We start from the raw sequence: 17,313 nt of genomic DNA, 5'->3' as shown, positions 1-17,313 counted from the left end.
ACATCAAATAAAAAATAGGCTGTTATCGACAATGATAACAGCCTATTGAATATTACAACTAATACTTAAGCATTTAATTTACTGCTTGTAACATAAAATGATAGTTACGGATACGTAGTTTAAGATTGTTATTTAAAATTAAAAACCTATACGCTTTCGTTTATGCTTTGAGTCGTTTCAATATAGGTATTCAACATATCTTGTTGGTTGTTCATATTGGCAGCCTGAACCGTTGCGGCTCTTGCTTCATCATTATTTTTTACAATATAAGCTGAAGTCGCACTCATTGAACTATCGCTACCATTAGCAACACCTGCTAAATCAGAATAGAACTGATACTGAGCTTGAGCTTTCTTATAATGAACATAATTTTCAACTTTTTCACCATCGTTTGGTAAAGCAGGCTGGACTGTTGAGTCATTAGCCGTTTCGGTGCTCGAAGTAGACATGTTTAACGACATAGACATCGCTCTGGCACTGATTGTTACGGTATCAGTTTGAGGAGTAGCTTGAGTCGCTGAAACAGCAGAGCTCAAAGGCAAGCCATTAGAAGAAGCTGAATCGATAGATTTAGAAGGTGCAACAGTAGTATTTACAGAACTTGAATTGCTAGCTGGTTGACTATTGACTGAAGAATATACTTGCATAACTTTACTTTTCCTAAACGTGTGCGGCCCTAGTAAAAAACTAAAAATAGCTTATATAAGCTGAACAGCTCTTGAATCGATTTGGGTTAAAATAGACAGAGAGGTATGGACAGAGAAATATTGAACAGTGAAATATTTGCTCGATATAAAGTTGTTAGATCGCTTTGTGACTGAGCTGCGAAATAGGTTTCAATTTTCCCCAGGTTAATGGGTTGTACCATTTGGATATAGAAATCATTTCTTCAACAGTCTGACTAAAGTGACATCGAGTGTGGCAGCTCGGGCAAAGGCAATCAGAAAAACCATCAGGGTAGAATTTGCTATTGGTCATCAGATGCTCTTTGCAATTACTGCAGTGAACTTTGACTTCAATAATCATGAGATGATTCCTTTACTAAACAGAATGTAATGAGTTCAGATATATTAATACCTAGATTTGAATGTGAGAATAGATTCATTTGTATACAGACCGAATAACAACGTTTTGCAACACTTGTGTGTATATGGTTGTATCTTCGGGTTATATAAATTAACAATAGATCTTAATGACAACATTTAAAAGGGTTTCTTTAAGCTAAGACGAAGTAATGATTAAATTGTGACAGAGGTCAATATGATTAAATATCGTGTTCAGTTTATTAATATGATTTAGCGAAAGCTAAATGCTAAATGCTATAAGTATTCCAGCAATTAGCATCACACTGCCAGCGACTTTATTTATAATCAAATTGGCTTTCGCAGAGCTAAAAACTTTTTTAGCTCTTACGGCCATGAGTGAGTAACAAAAATTAACACTGCCAAAAGAAAGGGTGGCAATACTCATAACAAGAATGACGTCATTGATACTAATATTGTTTGATGGAACAAAAGCGGGGAAAAAACCAATATAAAAAATTATTGCTTTAGGATTACTTAATCCAATCATTAAGCCAGTCAATGTATGTTTGAAGCCGCTTGAATATCCCGGCTTTTTAACTTCAAGGATTTCAGCTGTTTTAGTTTTTGAAGTGATGAGTTGTAAACCTAAGATACACAAATATGCTGCACTACAATATTTGATGACAACAAAGGCTGGGCCCATAACATTGGCTAAAGCCGTTAGTCCAAATAGTGCAATACAAATAAATAGATAGTCAGCTAATAATACTCCCCAAAACAACTGCATTGCTGCAACTAAACCATGGGAAAAAGAGCGTGAAATAATAGCGAATACCACAGGGCCAGGAACCAAAGCCAACACTAACATGGTAAATAAAAGGCTGAGAGATTGCTGGAGTTCCATTATAATTGTGCTTCCTGATACATTGACTGCTGAGCTTATCTTAAATAAATATAGCAATGCAATGTCCCTCTTATTCACTACCTTGTTTACTGAACCCGTTAAATGAAAATCATATTACTTACTCATCAAAAAGAAATCACTAGGCCCAATAATACAGGGCGCTGGGTCAAACAAGTCCTTGATGAAGATGCTTGGGTAATTGAGTGGGATAGAGTAAAACCCAATGAGGCATTAATTGAGTTAATCATTTCGTCTAGTGTCGGTTTACTTTTTCCTGAGACTGAAAAAGATAAACAAACAGAGAATAACTCTGGTAACGCAAAAGTAGCTGCCAATAATAAAGTTATATCGGATTTCGATGCTTTAATCATCATTGACTCCACGTGGCAAGAAGCCCGTAAAATCTTTAATCGAAGCCCTTATTTAAAAACGCTTAACAAAGTGTCCATTAACAACTCCGAAGATTCAATTTATAAGTTAAGAAGGAATCAGCTAGAGGGTGGATTATGTACCGCAGAGTGCGCAGCACATATTTTAAAACAGTACGGTAATTCATCATGTGCTGAAAAAATTATGGATTTGCTTAGATTACAAATTGACTTGAAAAAATAACGACAAACATGGATGTATTATGCTTAAAACAATATCAGCAGTCTTATTAATTCTATATGGTTTCATTGCTGCTATGTTATTGATGTTCACCCAGCCGACCCATGAACAATGGTTCTATCAATTCAGCTATTGTCAAATGTTTATTGTCATTCCTTTTGTTGGGAGTTACTGCGTACTTAAAGGAAACCGATTGGGACTTGTTCCTCTGTTAGTTTTGTTTGCTACACAAGTCGTAAGGCCTTTACCACTTAATGAGCTCTTTCCCTTTCAGGCGCCTTTCTCGCTCGCAATGCCTTTTGGTAATTTTTCTCAGGGACAAGGTTATCTCGTCGATTTTTTTGCCATTGCTATGTTGCTAGTTGTCGCTTCAATAATAGTTAAACAGAAAGTTAAATAGGGTTTGTGATTAAATACTGGAACTTGCGGTCAGCTATCAGGTCTTATTTAACTTCAAATACCTATTTGTGTCTTTAACAGCGCTTTTAGGTAAGGTATACAAATAGTTTAGGGAAGAGTCATGTTTATTATCAAAGGATTGTTAATCACCGCTGCAGCAATTGTTGTACTTTATCCATTATGGGGAGTATTGCAGCCAATGAGTTATATGGCAGAATTACTAGAGGTGTACCCATTTGCAAAGGGGGCTAATGAAGCGCAAATTAGAATAGCTGCAGGGTTGCTGCTAATTAGTAATAGTATTATGGGCTTATCGCTTGTATTAATCTCACGTTACATATCATATCCAATATCTACACATTTTTTAAAGCTATCTGCTCTATTGCTGATTAGTTACCCTTTAATATTAAGCGTTGTTGAAGTTTTTTCTTCTAAAGAGTTATCAAGACATTTGGATTCTCCAATAGTGACGTTAGAGTTTTCTGCCATTAAGTTGTTCTATATGGTGTTCGGCATGGCTCTATTGGGCATATTTAAAACTCTAAAGCAAACAGAGCCTACAAAACTTGAAACAAAAGCCTGAAGTATAAATAACGTAAACCGAGATTTAATTTACTCGGTTTACGTAGTTTGAGGGATGGAGTTTAGCTTGTTTCTATTTCGTTATTGTTGATATTGAAAACTCTTTTGTAATCGAATGTCCTCAACTGATGAACCCATCATAACTTTAAACTCGCCAGATTCTGCTAACCAGTCATTAGTATTGATATCCCAGAAGGAAAGGTCGCGTTGATTGAGAGTAAAGTTAACCTGGCCTGTTTCACCCGCTTTAAGCCAAATTTTATCAAAGCCTTTAAGCTCTTTTAATGGCCGTGGCACGCTTGATTTAACATCATACAAGTAAAGTTGCGCTACTTCTGCGCCGTCAACCTTACTCGTGTTAGTGATATTTGCACTGACAGTTAAGCTTTCATCTCCTTTTAATTTACTCTGTGAAAACGTTAAATTTTCGTAGGTGAACTTACTATATGAAAGCCCGTGTCCAAACGGAAATTCAGGAGCAATTTTTTGTTGTTCAAACCAACGGTAGCCAATAAATACACCTTCAGAATATAAGGATTCTGTCTCGTTATAATCATTTAGCGAAATAGGTGCAGTATCTTGCAGTTTTTTAGGAAGGGTTATCGGCATTTTACCGCTTGGGTTCGCATCACCAAATAATATATCTGTATATGCATGACCCGCTTCCATTCCGCCATACCAGCCCCAAGCGATAGCATTTGCTTTTTCAGCCCATGGCATTTCAACCGCAGATCCGCCAATCATGAATACCACAGTATTAGGGTTCGCTTTGATTAGCTTATTGATAATTTCATCTTGCTGACCAGGTAATACCATATCAGGTCTATCGATAGACTCCCTGTCATCTGCATGGCTTAAGCCGCCAAAATAAACTACAGCATCAGCCTGTTTAGCCGCTGTTAAATATTCAGATTCTGAATTATATAGGCTGTTGGGTGTCTCCCAGCCTAGGGTTACCTTGCTGTCACCTTGATATACTAATTTAAAGGCATAGGTTTCACCTGCTGTTAGTTTGACTTCTTTATCGATAATTGTGGTTTGTTTAGCATTTTCGTTCAGTAACAATTCGTCATTAACAAATAGCGATACTTGTCCGTCGCCAAGCACTTTTAATGAATGGCTGCCTGATTCCATTGGCTTGATATTCGCTAAAATTTCAACATTTTGAGGCTGTCCTTTAGCGTCAAATTGAGGATCTGCAATCCAAGACTCGCTTGATAATTTCGTCAGTTGTTTATCTGAATAGTAATTGATTTGCCAAGAAGGTGTGCCTGTCCAATGGCGGGTCGTTAAGTAATCATTGGGTATTGGCATAAATTGGCTGCTAGCAGGGCGCATGTATTGAATGTTGACCTTGTTGCTGCTTTGCTCAAACTTTGCTTTTAAACCATCAAGTGGGCTAATTTCATATAAAGCTTTTACTTCAGATGAACCACCACCGAACCCATGTCGTTTATCAGCGTTAGGTCCTAACACTAAGATGTTTTTGACCTTATTCGCATCAAGGGGTAATACCTGGTTGTCATTCTTTAATAGCACTACGCCATTGGTCGCAATGGTGCGAGCATCATCACGATGTGATTGTGTGTTTCGCTCGCCCGATAATCGCTGCTTATCCATCATCCCGATACTTAATTGAACTCGCAGAATTCGGCGCACTTTATCATCGAGCTCTGACTCTGGTACTTTGCCAGCTTTAATCATTTCAAGTAACGGGGCTGCTAAAAAGTACTCATCATAACTTTCGACAGCGGTGCCCATTTCAATATCTAAACCATTCATTGCAGCATCATAGGTATTAATATCAACATTCCAATCGGTTAGCAAAACGCCTTCATACTCCCATTCACCTTTAAGAATTGTTTTGATTAGGTGATGACTTTGGTTGGCATTGGTACCGCGAAACTCATTATAAGCGCCCATAATCGCATAAACGTTAGCTTCTTTTACTGCCGCTTCAAAAGCGGGTAAGTAGACTTCTCGTAACGTACGTTCATCTGGCTTTGCATTGACGCCAGTACGGTTTAGCTCTTGAGTGTTTAGCGCATAATGCTTAACGGTTGCACCGACATCATTAGCTTGAATGGCTTTAACAGTTGGGACGACTAATGTGGCAGCAAGATATGGGTCTTCACCCATATACTCAAAGTTGCGACCGTATAATGGCAGGCGAGCAAGGTTAACGCCTGGGCCGAGAATAAGATCTTTATTACGATGACGCGCTTCGGCGCCTAATACATTGCCATGTAGGCTTGCCATTTTTGGATCCCAGCTTGCTGCGACTGCAGTAAGAGGCGGCAAATAAGTCGAGTAATCATTAGTCCAACCAGCAGGTGCCCATGAGTTTCTGTCGATTTCATAACGTACACCATGGGGACCATCTGACATCCACATTTCATGGATATTTAACCGCTCAATGGCTGGGATATGAAACTTACCGCCAGCATGGACTAAAGATACTTTCTCTTCCAAAGTCAGTTGCGGTAACAGTCTCTCTACTTCAGATTCAACCTTTGATAAACGACTTTGTAAACGTTGTTGCTCACTTTGACTCAGTACTGATAATGCGTGTGACTGTTTCACTGTACTTGATGAATCTGCAGTATTGGAAGAGTCGGCATAACTAACTGAGCTGCTAAGTATCAGCATTGAAGCAGACATCGACACAGCTCGAAGTTTATTCTTTGTAAGCGCTTTCATTTTTGACCGTTTTATCGGTGTCATCTGAGGCTCCCTTTTAAGTATTGATTATTTAAAGCATTTAGAAAATTGATGAAATTAATGTAGTGGTAAAGCTAACTGACATTAATGAATATGTTTGCCGTTAAGCGGCCTGTTTTCGGATTGCTGTCGATATCAGTTTGCTGATTAACTAAAGTCGAATGCAATAAGTTACCTGGGTAAATCACTAATCGATGTTGTTTATATTCAATTTGATGATATTGCTGATACTGCTCATTACTGTCGACAAAATACTTAGCTGGATAGGGGGCTAACTGTTGCAAATAAGGCTCTGCAGCCCGAAAGTATTCATCCATATTCGATTGAGTGATACGTTCAAAATTGGTTGGCCCGTGTTTAAAAAAAGCGGTCGCACCATGGGGGCTAGCATTAAGGTATTGCAGCAACGCAAAATAATAAGGTGCAGGAGTATCAAAATGTGGAATGCGCTGCAAGGTGGTTAAACTTTCAGGTTGACGGTTGATTAATGAAAAGTAGGTCGCTTGCGGTTTTATACGAAGATTAGTAGGGATTTTATATACATCATAAATCAATTGGAATACTTGATTGAGTACTTCGATGACATAATCTTTTGGCAGCTTTGCTCTTACGCCTGGGTAGTAAGAGCCTTTATCTAAAGTGAAGTCGATTTGGTTAGCACAGTGCTGTAAATCAGCTATATCGGCAGTAAAGTCGTCAATCACAATGACCGGAGTTTTAGACTCTCCAATAAAATGAATTTCAGGTTTTATTGGCTTGTTTACCATGACCATCGAATTTAATGTCGATGGCTTAGCCTCAGCATTAACCTTGTTCTCTTGACTACTCGATGTCTGAGAGCTTTCTGTTTGGTTTTTCGACTGCGTCATAACAAGCTTACTGCCTTTATTTTTATTGACCGTTAGATGATTGGTTACAGCATTTTAGATTTACAGTAATGCTGAACAAAATCGTAATGATCTGGTAAATTGGCCACTTTCTGTTTGGCTTTAGCCTTAATAGACCCTAAAAAGTGTTCTAATTCTTCATCTTCCATCATATCGACAATAGGGTGATATTGTTTCGGCGCTAGACCTTGTCCCATCATCACTTGGATCCATGAACTTTCACCAAATAACTCGTTTCCGTGTTTATAGACTTTCCCTGAAGCATCAAACATATCGATGCGGTGTTGCAATGAGGCTGGAACAGTCATGTTTTTACAGTAACGCCAAAAGCGGGTATCAGTTCTGTCTGTCACTTTGTAATGCAATACGATAAAGTCGCGGATGTTTTCAGTTTCTGTACGAGTTTGCTCATTAAATTCATTAATGTCCTCCTCAACAATCCCTTGTGAAGGGAACATTTGCAGAAGACGCACAATACCTCGTTGAATTAGATGGATGCTGGTGGACTCAAGTGGCTCTAAGAAGCCAGATGACAAACCAATTGCGACACAGTTTTTATGCCAGGTTTTACGGCGGCTACCAGTGCGGAATTTGATCACTCGGGGATCGGTTAACGGCTCGCCCTCTATGTTATTCATTAGGGTGGTTTTTGCGTCTTCATCACTCATGTATTTACTGCAAAAAACGATGCCGTTGCCAGTACGGCTTTGCAGTGGGATCCGCCATTGCCAGCCAGAGTCTCGGGCGATTGAGCGCGTATAAGGAATCGGTTTTTCTGTGGTTTTTGTTTGCACAGCTATGGCGCTGTCACAAGGAAGCCAATGGCTCCAGTCATCAAAACCTGTATTCAATGTTCCTTCAATCAGCATGGCTCTAAAACCAGTACAATCCAGGAATAAATCACCTTCCACAAGCTCGCCAGACATCAATTTTAAGCCACTGATATTGCCTGTATCTTCGTGTTGCAACACATCTGAAATTTTACCTTCGATACGAGTAATACCATGTTGCTCCGCGATAGCACGTAAAAACTTAGCGTAAAGGGTCGCATCCATGTGATATGCATGGTTATAGTCTTGATTTGGTAAAACGGCAAAGCGGCCTTCACGAGCAGCTAAGTGCTCAGTACAATAATCGCCTATTTCACTGACAATGCCTCTTTGCTGACCCTTGAGCCAAAAGTGCTGAAAGCCACAGGCCCAACAATCTTTACCGAGAAAACCAAATGAGTGAATATAGTTCTTATTCACATCGTGCCAATTTTCAAATGAAATCCCAAGCTTGAAGGTGGCATTAGTCGCCGCCATGACATCTTGTTCTTTAATACCTAATAAGCGATGAAATATATGTAATGTAGGAATAGTGGCTTCACCGACACCTACAGTACCAATCTCGTCAGATTCAACTAAAACAACTTCTAGGTTTTTACCTAATAATTTTGTTAATGCAGCCGCTGCCATCCAACCTGCGGTGCCACCACCGGCGATGACCACTTTCTTAATTGGTTTGTTCTTTGCGCTAGTCGCTCTTTCTGAAGTGGAGGCTTGGTTTTGCATAACTGTATTTCCTTAAGGTTAAATCACTCATTGGTAATTAACGCTTTATTCGTATCTGAAATCTTTAATGAACAAGCAATAAAGCATGATGCTTTAGAGCCTATCGTTTTAATTTGTTGATCAAATCAGCTCTTAATCTTCTAGCGTTTAATTCATCAAGTGGCTTGGTTTGCATCCCTTGGGCTTCTTTGGGGATGTGGCTAACATCATCATCGTCATGTTCAAAAACATAATGGTCAAACATGGCTTTCCAAGCTTGCCTTTGCGCTTTAGGCAATGAACGAAGGCTTAACATCGCCATTGCTAGGGCATTATTGGGCCTGCCAAGGTACGCCGGAGTATCACGCCACCAATGGGTAATCAGCACATTGAACGACTCTATCCCACTGACTTGATGCCACCACATACTGGGCACATAAAGCACATCACCAGCTTCAAGTTCAGCGGTTCTCGCTGCAGCTAAGGCATCTTTGTATTTGGGGTATTTGTCAAAGTCAGGGTTATCAAAATCGACCATGCTGATTTCTTGACCACCCGGGGCAAACTCCATCGGGCCAATATACAAATTACTCACTTGTTCGGGCGGGAATAGGGTAAAGGTGCGCTTTCCAACAACATTACAAGCTAAGTTTTGCGGAAAATCAAAATGAGCTGCAATACGAGACTGATTACCTAACCAAACACTGGTTAATGGCTTGATTGACTCAAGTTGTAAACTGTTTTCAGCGGCTAACCCGGGCAAAAAATGATTAATTTCAGTTGAACCCATATAAATGCTTGGCGGCAATGCATCATCTTGGTGAGCAAACAGCTTCTCAATTACTTGATTTAAATTGAGCTGAGCAGCCTGATAATTAAAGCCATTGACTTGCTCGTTATAAAATACGCGGCCTTTATGTTCTGGTGCCACGTAATAAGCAGTTACTGGGGTCTGCTGATAAAAAGACAGTAAGTATTGAGCCGCATCTTCAGCACTTTTAAGGCCAGCTTCCACTAGAGGCCAGTGGGCACATGCTCTTTTAAAAATAACCGGCTCATTGATTGACTCAATCACAGCAATGATGTCACTCACTGAGTTGTTTTCAATCACTCTTACTGTCAGTTTGGTATCCATTTACAGCAACCTTATAGATATGCCTGATACAGGGTTAAGCACTTGTCTGAGCATTTTTGAAGTTCAGTAATTGACGGATATTAGATTGGGATGCCAGTGTCATATATATCGCATTCAAATAACCTTGCTGATGCAGTTCAGCGAGTGTTTCCGCAGGAAGCGTGGCAAGGGTTTGTTCATTGATAGTGTAAAAACCAATCATTTGATGTTTTTCACCGTTATCTAATTCGATATCTAAAGTGAACGACTCAAGTAACTCTAGTTTGATTAAGGTATCAATGAAATTTTTGCTATCAATTAAGCCGTGGTGAATGGTTTCCAGCATTTCACCGACTTCATCAAGGTAAGGAGTGTTACCACCGTATGGGAAAAATAACGGCTCACCTTGGTCTTCATTGATCCTTGGGTTGTTAGGATCTAAATGGATTACTCGTTGAATTTGCTCAACACCATCTTCCTGTACTGTTTGCTGACCGATTAAAAATGGTTGGCGACGAACAGTTAACGGGATATATGCCGCTTGCCATTTACCGTCTTGTAGGAATAAATTTTCTTTATGTTGAAATCCAAACATGGCAATTGAATAGAATTGGCCGGTATTTGAGTCTTTTTGAAAAAAGATAGGATAGTGCGCTTGTACGCTTCTAAATTCTGCTGGGAAAGTCACCGTGTACCAAAGATTATCACCGTACTTTTCTGAGCGTTCAGTGATAATTTTTAAATCTTTATGATCTACGCTATTAAGTAATACTGGTTTGTTCATGCTGACACCCTAATCAAATACAGCCTTGGCTGTGCTTATTATTCGTTTATTGTTGGTTTACTATTCTTTGTTTTAAGTTTTGTTTTAAGTCTTGTTTGAATTTTATTTAAGCCTTGCTCTAAATTTTAGGTAATCCATATTGTGCTATTTTTGCTAGCAACTCACGGTTGGTAGGTAATAACTGCTTTAAACCTTGAGTGCGTTTAATATTTTCAGTGAAAAGCTGCTGAGCTCTGTTTTGTTGCGATGGCTTTAACTGGCTCGGCAACATGGTTTGAAACGCCATTCCGTAGAGCACGAACTGAAAACTGGCTGCGGGAAATAACACATCAGTATGCTGGATATCATGTTTATTTGGTGCTTGAGTGCGCCATAGTTCAAGTTGCTGCTGTAATGATTCAGGAATAGAACAAGACTCTCGATGGTCATGCCAATAATCACTGTCGGTTCTTTTACTGAGTACATAGTGCAATTTCAAAAATTCAATAATCTGCTGCCAATGCTGACTGAACCTTTTATTGACTCGGGCAGAAACAATGTCCATGACTTGTCTGTTTGCAGGCAGTTGCTGAGCTAAGGTATTGGCACTCCACTCAACTAAGGCTAATGCAGAGGCTTCTAAAGGTTCAATAAAGCCTGAAGCCATGCCGATAGCCATACAATTGTTTTTCCAACAAACTTGTCGATGGCCAGGCGCTATAGATAGTTTTCTGATTTCAAGATTATCCGCATCAATATTGATTGTCGGCTTTAGGTATTCAACTAACTGTTTTTCAGCCTGTGCTTGGTCTGTGTGACTTGATGAGTAAACATGACCGACCCCACGCCTTGTAGGTAAACCAATATCCCAAATCCAACCGTTTGATTGTGCAGTTGAATGGGTACAAGAGGCTATTTCAGTATCATTATTTGGATAGGGCACTTGTACAGCAAGAGCTGAGTCATTAAATAAAACTGATTTTTGGCAAATAAAAGGGACATTAAGTTGCTCACCCAGTAATAGAGACTTAACGCCAGTACAATCAACGAAAAAGTCAGCACTGAGTTCACCAGATTGTTTCGTTGATAAATGACTAATATCACCATTTTTTGATTTATGAATAGTGCAGACATGGTCTTGAATATGAGTCACGCCAAGCTTTTCAGTGCAATGCTTTTGCAATAACTGGCTAAATTTTCCTGCATTGAGGTGGTAGCCATAATTATTTTGAAATTGGTATTCGCCCGTTGTGATTTGTTTGGGGGCTAAACTTAATTGGCTTAATTGATTTTGTTGGCCGACTGCATCGGCAAAGCTAACTTGGTCTCTATGTGCTAGCCAATGAGGGCAAAGATCTAACTCGTTAGTGCCAATGGGTAAGCTAAAAGGGTGGAGATAATGTTCTGTTGAATTGCCGCTAGCTTTTTGGGCATGAGTCCAATTTATAAAACGTGAGCCTTGTTTAAAGCTTGCATCACAACTCAGTAAGAATTCAGTTTCACTGATACCGATATTTTTCAGGGTAGTTCGCATTGAAGGCCAAGTGCCTTCTCCGACGCCAATAGTGGGCACATCAGGGGATTCGATTAAGGTTATATTGAGCTTAGGGGAGGGCGATAACTTACCATTATCAGCGTTGTGTTCAGCAGCCAGTATTCCCGCAGTTAACCAACCCGCAGTGCCGCCGCCAACAATAATAATGTTTTGAATCGCTTGTGCCATAAAATGCCTATTTTATTTTTTGTAGTAAAGGCCTGTTTTAGTAACTTTAATTCGTATCGTTAGAGTTATCTTTTTTGCTAGTGCTCGACTAGCATTGAATATTTTTCAATCGCTTACAAGTGTTTGTAAGTAATAATTTGTAATAATGAAAGAGAATTGTAAGTTCATAAAAAAGGTGCAACGTCCATGTTGCAAACGGATGTAGCTTAAAAAAAGAGGTGACCATGATAGTCACCTCAAACGACCTTAGTTTACATTTTTACAAAGTGTTCAATCTAGAATGTATAACGCGCACCTAGACTGTAACGGGCTCCTGTTTGGGTGTAATTAAGCACTTGAGTATATGAACGACCATGAGTACGCGTATTTTCTTCAGTAATGTTTAAACCTTCAAAGAATACTGTTAGGCCTTCAACTGCAGCGATGTCATAACCAATATTGAAGTCAACTTGTGAGTATTCTTCAGTATATGATGGGTTAGCACCTGTGCCGTCTCCTGTAGAGTTCAAGAACTCATCACGCCAGTTCCATGCAAGACGCGCTGAGAAACCATAGTTTTCATAGATAGCAACAACGTTTGCCGTATCACTGATATTGGTTAATACATTCTGCGGGTCATCACCAGGGCGGTTTAGGTTGAAATTGTCATAAGAATCACCTGCATTTACTAACGTGTAGTTAGCTTGCATACCAAATCCAGATTCACCGAAGAAATGCTGTACAGCGAACTCCCAACCATCAATCACAGAACTGTCGCTACTGTTAGAAGGGGTAGTTAGTACAAAGTTAAGGCTTGGGTCACCAGGGTTACCAGTGATCTCAATATTGCCGTTATCTGGGTTTAGAGTGACATTTGGATCGGTTGCACCATAAGTGTCGTAAATCCACTGACGCTGATCAATTGCTGTTACATTTCCTGCGGCAATAGCTTCAGCAACGTAAACACCATTTGATGGGTCTGGGATTTCATAGATAGTAGAATTGACAGGGTTACTATCAATAAAGTTTGTTACGTCTTTGCGGAAGTAACCGACTGAGACATAACTTGCATCTGCGTAGTACCACTCACCAGAGAAATCATAGTTAGTTGATTCAAGTGGAAGTAGGCTTGGGTTACCTGATTCACCACTACCACCACCACGGTTTGCTAGAGTACCGACTGAGGTACCACCTTGAATAGAGGTGTAGTCTGGTCGACCAATTGTTTCACTGTATGCAGCACGAAGATAAACATCTTCTACCACTTCAATATTGAAGTTGAAACTTGGTAAGAAGTAATCATACGAACCTGTTTGAGTACCAAATACACGGTTATCAGATGTAGTGCTTTCAAGTGCAATCTCTGTCTCTGCAATCCATGTCGCTTGGTCATAAGATGAAACTGCTGACTTAGACTCAACATCAGTTTTCTCATAACGTACGCCGAAGTGAACATCAAATGGCATATTGCCCCATTCGCCTTCGTAGTTATATTGAACGTATGCTGATTGAGATTCTTCTTGAGTAAATCTGTCGGTATCACTTGCATAATCAGTAGATGGGCAGAAACCATTACCACAATCACCAACAGCAGTTGAACCATATAATTCTGCAGCACGAGCGCGAACCGCTTCGAAGTCCCAAAGGAAAATCACATCTTGTGGGTCAATAGAGGCAGAGCCTTCATAATCTGAGAAGTCACCTTGTGAACCATCAAATTTATCCTGAACGCTACCCGCTGGGAACCATGAAGGGTCAAAGTCGCCTTCAGCGCCAACACCACCCCAGTCATTACGCTGAACGTTAACTGATTGAGAGTGATTATTTACGTCAGTTGCTGCGATACCAAAGTCGATGCTACCTGCTTCTTCAAATACGTAAGTACCATTGATTTGTAGTTGCTCAACTTCTGATTTATTACGAGCATTACCAAATACTGAACCGGTAACACGCATATCTTCAGGACGAACAGCATTACCACCACCAACAGCTAAAACTGGTACATCGCCTGTGAAATCTGTTGCTGCGCTTGTACGAATAAATGCAGCTGTACTTAAGTTACTGTTACTACCGTTCGGGCTATTTGGAGAGCGCTCTGCTTCAGAAGTATGGTAATCCAATGATAAGAATAAGTTATCAGTCGCATCCCATTCTAAGTTAAAACCTAAAGAACCACTTTCATCACGAGTACCGTAATCACCAGCAGCCATTGATAAATCAGCGCCACCATCAGGGTAAGTTTCAGAATAAACCAATGGAGAAGAAACTGGGCCGTCAGACCAAGTACTTTCTTGAGTTGGAACAAAGTTAAACCATGCAGATACATCATGAGACTGGGTATCAACATCATTTTGCATGTATGTGTAATCAAGTGTTGCGCGTAAAGAGTCGATTGGCTCGTATTGCAATACTAACTGACCGTTAGTACGGGTACGTTGCTGCTCTTCAAAACGGTAAACTGTGGTTTGTGGTACAGCGTACACATCATCTTCACCTGGGCGGTTAATTTGATTGTCATCTTTTGGTACACCACCCCATTCAGCGTTATCGCCGCCCCAGTCTTGGTCAACAATACCTGGGAAACTACGCCAGCCAGTACCGACTTGTGCTTGTTGGTTACCGCTTTCACGTTCTTGGTAACTCGCAGAAATAGAGATACCAAATTTGCCATCAGCAAATGTATTTGAATATAAACCTGATAGTTCTGGTGTAACAGAGCCTTCATCAGTTGATTGATCATCAACAGCTTTAACACCGAATGTTGCTTTAAGGCCTGGAGAGCTTAGTGGGCGATGAGTTAGAACATTAATGGTTGCGCCAATGCCACCAGTTGAGTTTTTCGCTTGGCTTGTTTTCTCAACTTCAACAGCACTAATTGCTTCTGATGCAATGTTTGCGAAGTCAAAAGAGCGAGAACCGGTTGTTACTGGCATTTGACGGTTATTGAGCATAACCAAGTTTTGGTCTGCACCGAAACCACGAACAGAAACTCGGCTACCTTCACCATTTTGTCTGTCGATTGATACACCGGTAATACGTTGCAAAGACTCAGCTAAGTTACTGTCTGGGAACTTACCAATATCTTCAGCGTTAATTGCATCAACGATACCGTTAGAGCTACGTTTTAAATCCATTGATTTAATTAAGCTTCCGCGAATACCCGTGACTTGAAGTACTTCAATGTTTTCATCTACAGCAACTTCATCTGCTGCGAATACTGGCATCATGGTACTTGCACTCAGTACTACCGACAAACTAGTGGCAATTCTGGTCTTTTTAAATGTTCTAGATTTCATCTAAGTCTCCCCTCGACTAGATCTCAGGCTACTACTCTCTGATTTTTTTATTCGGATTACGTATTCACGTAATGTGTTTATTCATCATTTTTAAACGCTTTTAAAAGCCTTTATGTAAAAGTTAATGTAAGCGCTTACATAAAACTAGATTAATTTGTTAACAGCGTCAACAATAATTACTAGTAATTATTACAATCTATTAACCTTGCTTTTGAAAGGATACAATTAACACTAGCTTAAGCTGCTGATTTTTAAGGTTAATAATTATTATTTTTATCATTTTTTTTAAAATAATAAATGAAATAATTTTGTGATAGCGCTTACATTTTTTTTATTTAATTTGCGCTAGAGAGGTGAGTTGTTGCTGATCTAGGAAGGTAATTTTTATTCAAGAACAATTTCAAGGTGCTACATCACTATTAAGGTGCATTTTGTATGACAAATAGCCAAAGGTTTTGACGGCTCATGAAAGGGTGAATTGCTCAAAATTACGGTTAATTATTCAAGTCAAAATGAGTCAGGAAAGCTATTTTTATGTTGATAGATATTCTACAAAACAAATGAAAAGAGAGGAGGGGAGCGACACTGATCAAGAGGTTGGCTAATGGGTTGGGTTAAAAGAATTTATAAAAAAAACCGCGCTTTAAAATAAAAACACGGTTTTAATATAAATTATTAAAATTCTCTATCAGGTTTTGTTGCCGAGTCTCTAACAATTAAAGTAGGTATAAATGTATTCTCAACCGATGCTTTAGGGTCGTTATATACATGCTTTAATACCCAAAATGCAGCCATTTTTCCCATCTCATGAATCGGGTTATTAATAGTTGTTAGCTTAGGTGAAATGTATTGTGGGAAGGGAATATTATCGTAACCGACGAAAGATAATTCATCGGGTATTTTCATGCCCTTCTCAAGACAAACTGCAATAGCCCCAGAGGCCATTTGATCGTTAGCACAAACCACAGCGGTAAAGGTCTTTTTGACGCTAAGTAAGTGTTCCATCGCCAAACTGCCGCTGTGTTCTTTAAAGTCTCCCTCAAAGCACAGTTGCTCATCAAATTCGACATCAAACTCTTTTAATGCCCGTTTATGGCCTAATAAGCGATCTTGGGCATCGAGTTTAAATTTAGGGCCTGAGATATACGCAATGTCTTTATGTCCATGGCTGAGAATGTGTTTGGTGGCGAGGTAACCACCAAGATCATTATCTAAATAAACACAAGAATCGCTAATTTCTTCGATATAGCGGTTAATTAGCACAATGGGTGTATCACCCTGGTGCAGCTTAATCAGGTATTCATCATCAACAGCTTCCACGTCAAGAATTAGTGCATCACAGCCACGACTCATTAAAAACTCAACACCGTCTTTTTCCTGAGACTCTACGCTATGACCCGCAGCAATAATGACGTGTTTATTGCCAGCACGAAGAGCGGTTTCAATCTCAGTCATCATTGGGCCATAGTAAGGACCATCAAGCTGGGAGACTAAAACGCCGACACTATTAGAGCGGCTAGACGCAAGGGACTGCGCAATGGTATTTGGACGATATCCCAATTGATCCATTGCACTTAATACTTTCTGTTTCGTTTTTTCGCTGACTTTAGTGTTGTTATTCATCACTCGTGACACTGTCGCGAGTGAAACGCCTGCTAAAACTGATACGTCATATATTGTCGCCATATATCCCTATTTAATTCTGTCTAGCTAATGATGAGAGTCAAAACGTCGGTTAGACTAGCATGAACTATTTAGCACAATCATTAAAAAACC

13 protein-coding genes are annotated in these 17,313 nt (G+C 39.7%); 3 read left to right on the top strand and 10 right to left on the bottom strand.

What is annotated here, in order from left to right:
* Positions 1 to 146: 146 nt before the first annotated feature.
* Positions 147 to 647: a hypothetical protein gene (locus FNZ24_RS09615; protein WP_153914267.1), complete on the bottom strand. Its 501-nt coding sequence runs from the start codon at positions 645 to 647 to the stop codon at positions 147 to 149.
* Between the two features lie 658 nt (positions 648 to 1,305).
* On the bottom strand, positions 1,306 to 1,929 hold the full coding sequence (locus FNZ24_RS09610) for a LysE family translocator (protein WP_153914266.1): 624 nt from the start codon (positions 1,927 to 1,929) through the stop codon (positions 1,306 to 1,308).
* A 102-nt stretch (positions 1,930 to 2,031) separates the two neighbouring features.
* Between FNZ24_RS09610 and FNZ24_RS09605 the strand changes: the two genes are divergently transcribed.
* The 3 genes from FNZ24_RS09605 (at position 2,032) to FNZ24_RS09595 (ending at position 3,520) form a co-directional block, all read left to right on the top strand.
* Positions 2,032 to 2,541 (top strand): tRNA-uridine aminocarboxypropyltransferase, encoded by a 510-nt coding sequence (locus FNZ24_RS09605; protein WP_153914265.1) that lies wholly within the window; start codon positions 2,032 to 2,034, stop codon positions 2,539 to 2,541.
* Between the two features lie 19 nt (positions 2,542 to 2,560).
* Entirely contained in the window at positions 2,561 to 2,938 is a 378-nt protein-coding gene (locus tag FNZ24_RS09600; protein ID WP_153914264.1) for a hypothetical protein, read from the top strand.
* Positions 2,939 to 3,058: 120 nt separating this feature from the next.
* The gene (locus tag FNZ24_RS09595; RefSeq protein ID WP_153914263.1) at positions 3,059 to 3,520 is read left to right on the top strand and encodes a hypothetical protein; all 462 of its coding nucleotides are present in this window, start codon (positions 3,059 to 3,061) and stop codon (positions 3,518 to 3,520) included.
* Between the two features lie 80 nt (positions 3,521 to 3,600).
* Here the strand turns inward: FNZ24_RS09595 and FNZ24_RS09590 are convergent, their stop codons facing one another.
* The 8 genes from FNZ24_RS09590 to FNZ24_RS09555 form a co-directional block, all read right to left on the bottom strand.
* A complete protein-coding gene (locus tag FNZ24_RS09590; protein WP_228768438.1) occupies positions 3,601 to 6,243 on the bottom strand; it encodes a beta-glucosidase in 2,643 nt (880 codons plus the stop codon).
* Positions 6,244 to 6,314: 71 nt separating this feature from the next.
* Positions 6,315 to 7,109, bottom strand: a complete 795-nt coding sequence (locus tag FNZ24_RS09585) for a DUF6445 family protein (protein ID WP_228768437.1) — start codon at positions 7,107 to 7,109, stop codon at positions 6,315 to 6,317.
* Positions 7,110 to 7,153: 44 nt separating this feature from the next.
* Complete coding sequence (locus tag FNZ24_RS09580) at positions 7,154 to 8,683, bottom strand: tryptophan halogenase family protein (RefSeq protein WP_153914262.1); 1,530 nt, start codon at positions 8,681 to 8,683, stop codon at positions 7,154 to 7,156.
* Positions 8,684 to 8,783: 100 nt separating this feature from the next.
* Positions 8,784 to 9,797, bottom strand: coding sequence for a cupin-like domain-containing protein (locus tag FNZ24_RS09575; protein ID WP_153914261.1), 1,014 nt, complete (start codon positions 9,795 to 9,797; stop codon positions 8,784 to 8,786).
* 34 nt (positions 9,798 to 9,831) lie between these two features.
* Positions 9,832 to 10,560, bottom strand: a complete 729-nt coding sequence (locus FNZ24_RS09570; RefSeq protein ID WP_153914260.1) for a SapC family protein — start codon at positions 10,558 to 10,560, stop codon at positions 9,832 to 9,834.
* A gap of 118 nt (positions 10,561 to 10,678) precedes the next feature.
* Positions 10,679 to 12,262 (bottom strand): tryptophan halogenase family protein, encoded by a 1,584-nt coding sequence (locus FNZ24_RS09565; protein WP_153914259.1) that lies wholly within the window; start codon positions 12,260 to 12,262, stop codon positions 10,679 to 10,681.
* A gap of 275 nt (positions 12,263 to 12,537) precedes the next feature.
* Positions 12,538 to 15,537 carry a TonB-dependent receptor gene (locus tag FNZ24_RS09560; RefSeq protein WP_153914258.1) on the bottom strand — a complete coding sequence of 1,000 codons (3,000 nt, stop codon included), beginning with the start codon at positions 15,535 to 15,537 and terminating at the stop codon, positions 12,538 to 12,540.
* 675 nt (positions 15,538 to 16,212) lie between these two features.
* Entirely contained in the window at positions 16,213 to 17,223 is a 1,011-nt protein-coding gene (locus FNZ24_RS09555; protein WP_153914257.1) for a LacI family DNA-binding transcriptional regulator, read from the bottom strand.
* Between the last annotated feature and the right edge of the window lie 90 nt (positions 17,224 to 17,313).

The sequence above is a fragment of the Shewanella sp. TC10 genome (assembly GCF_009663145.1).
GTDB lineage: Bacteria > Pseudomonadota > Gammaproteobacteria > Enterobacterales > Shewanellaceae > Shewanella.
The sequence above is the reverse complement of the archived record's forward strand: the minus strand, read 5'-3'. Positions and strand labels throughout refer to the sequence as shown.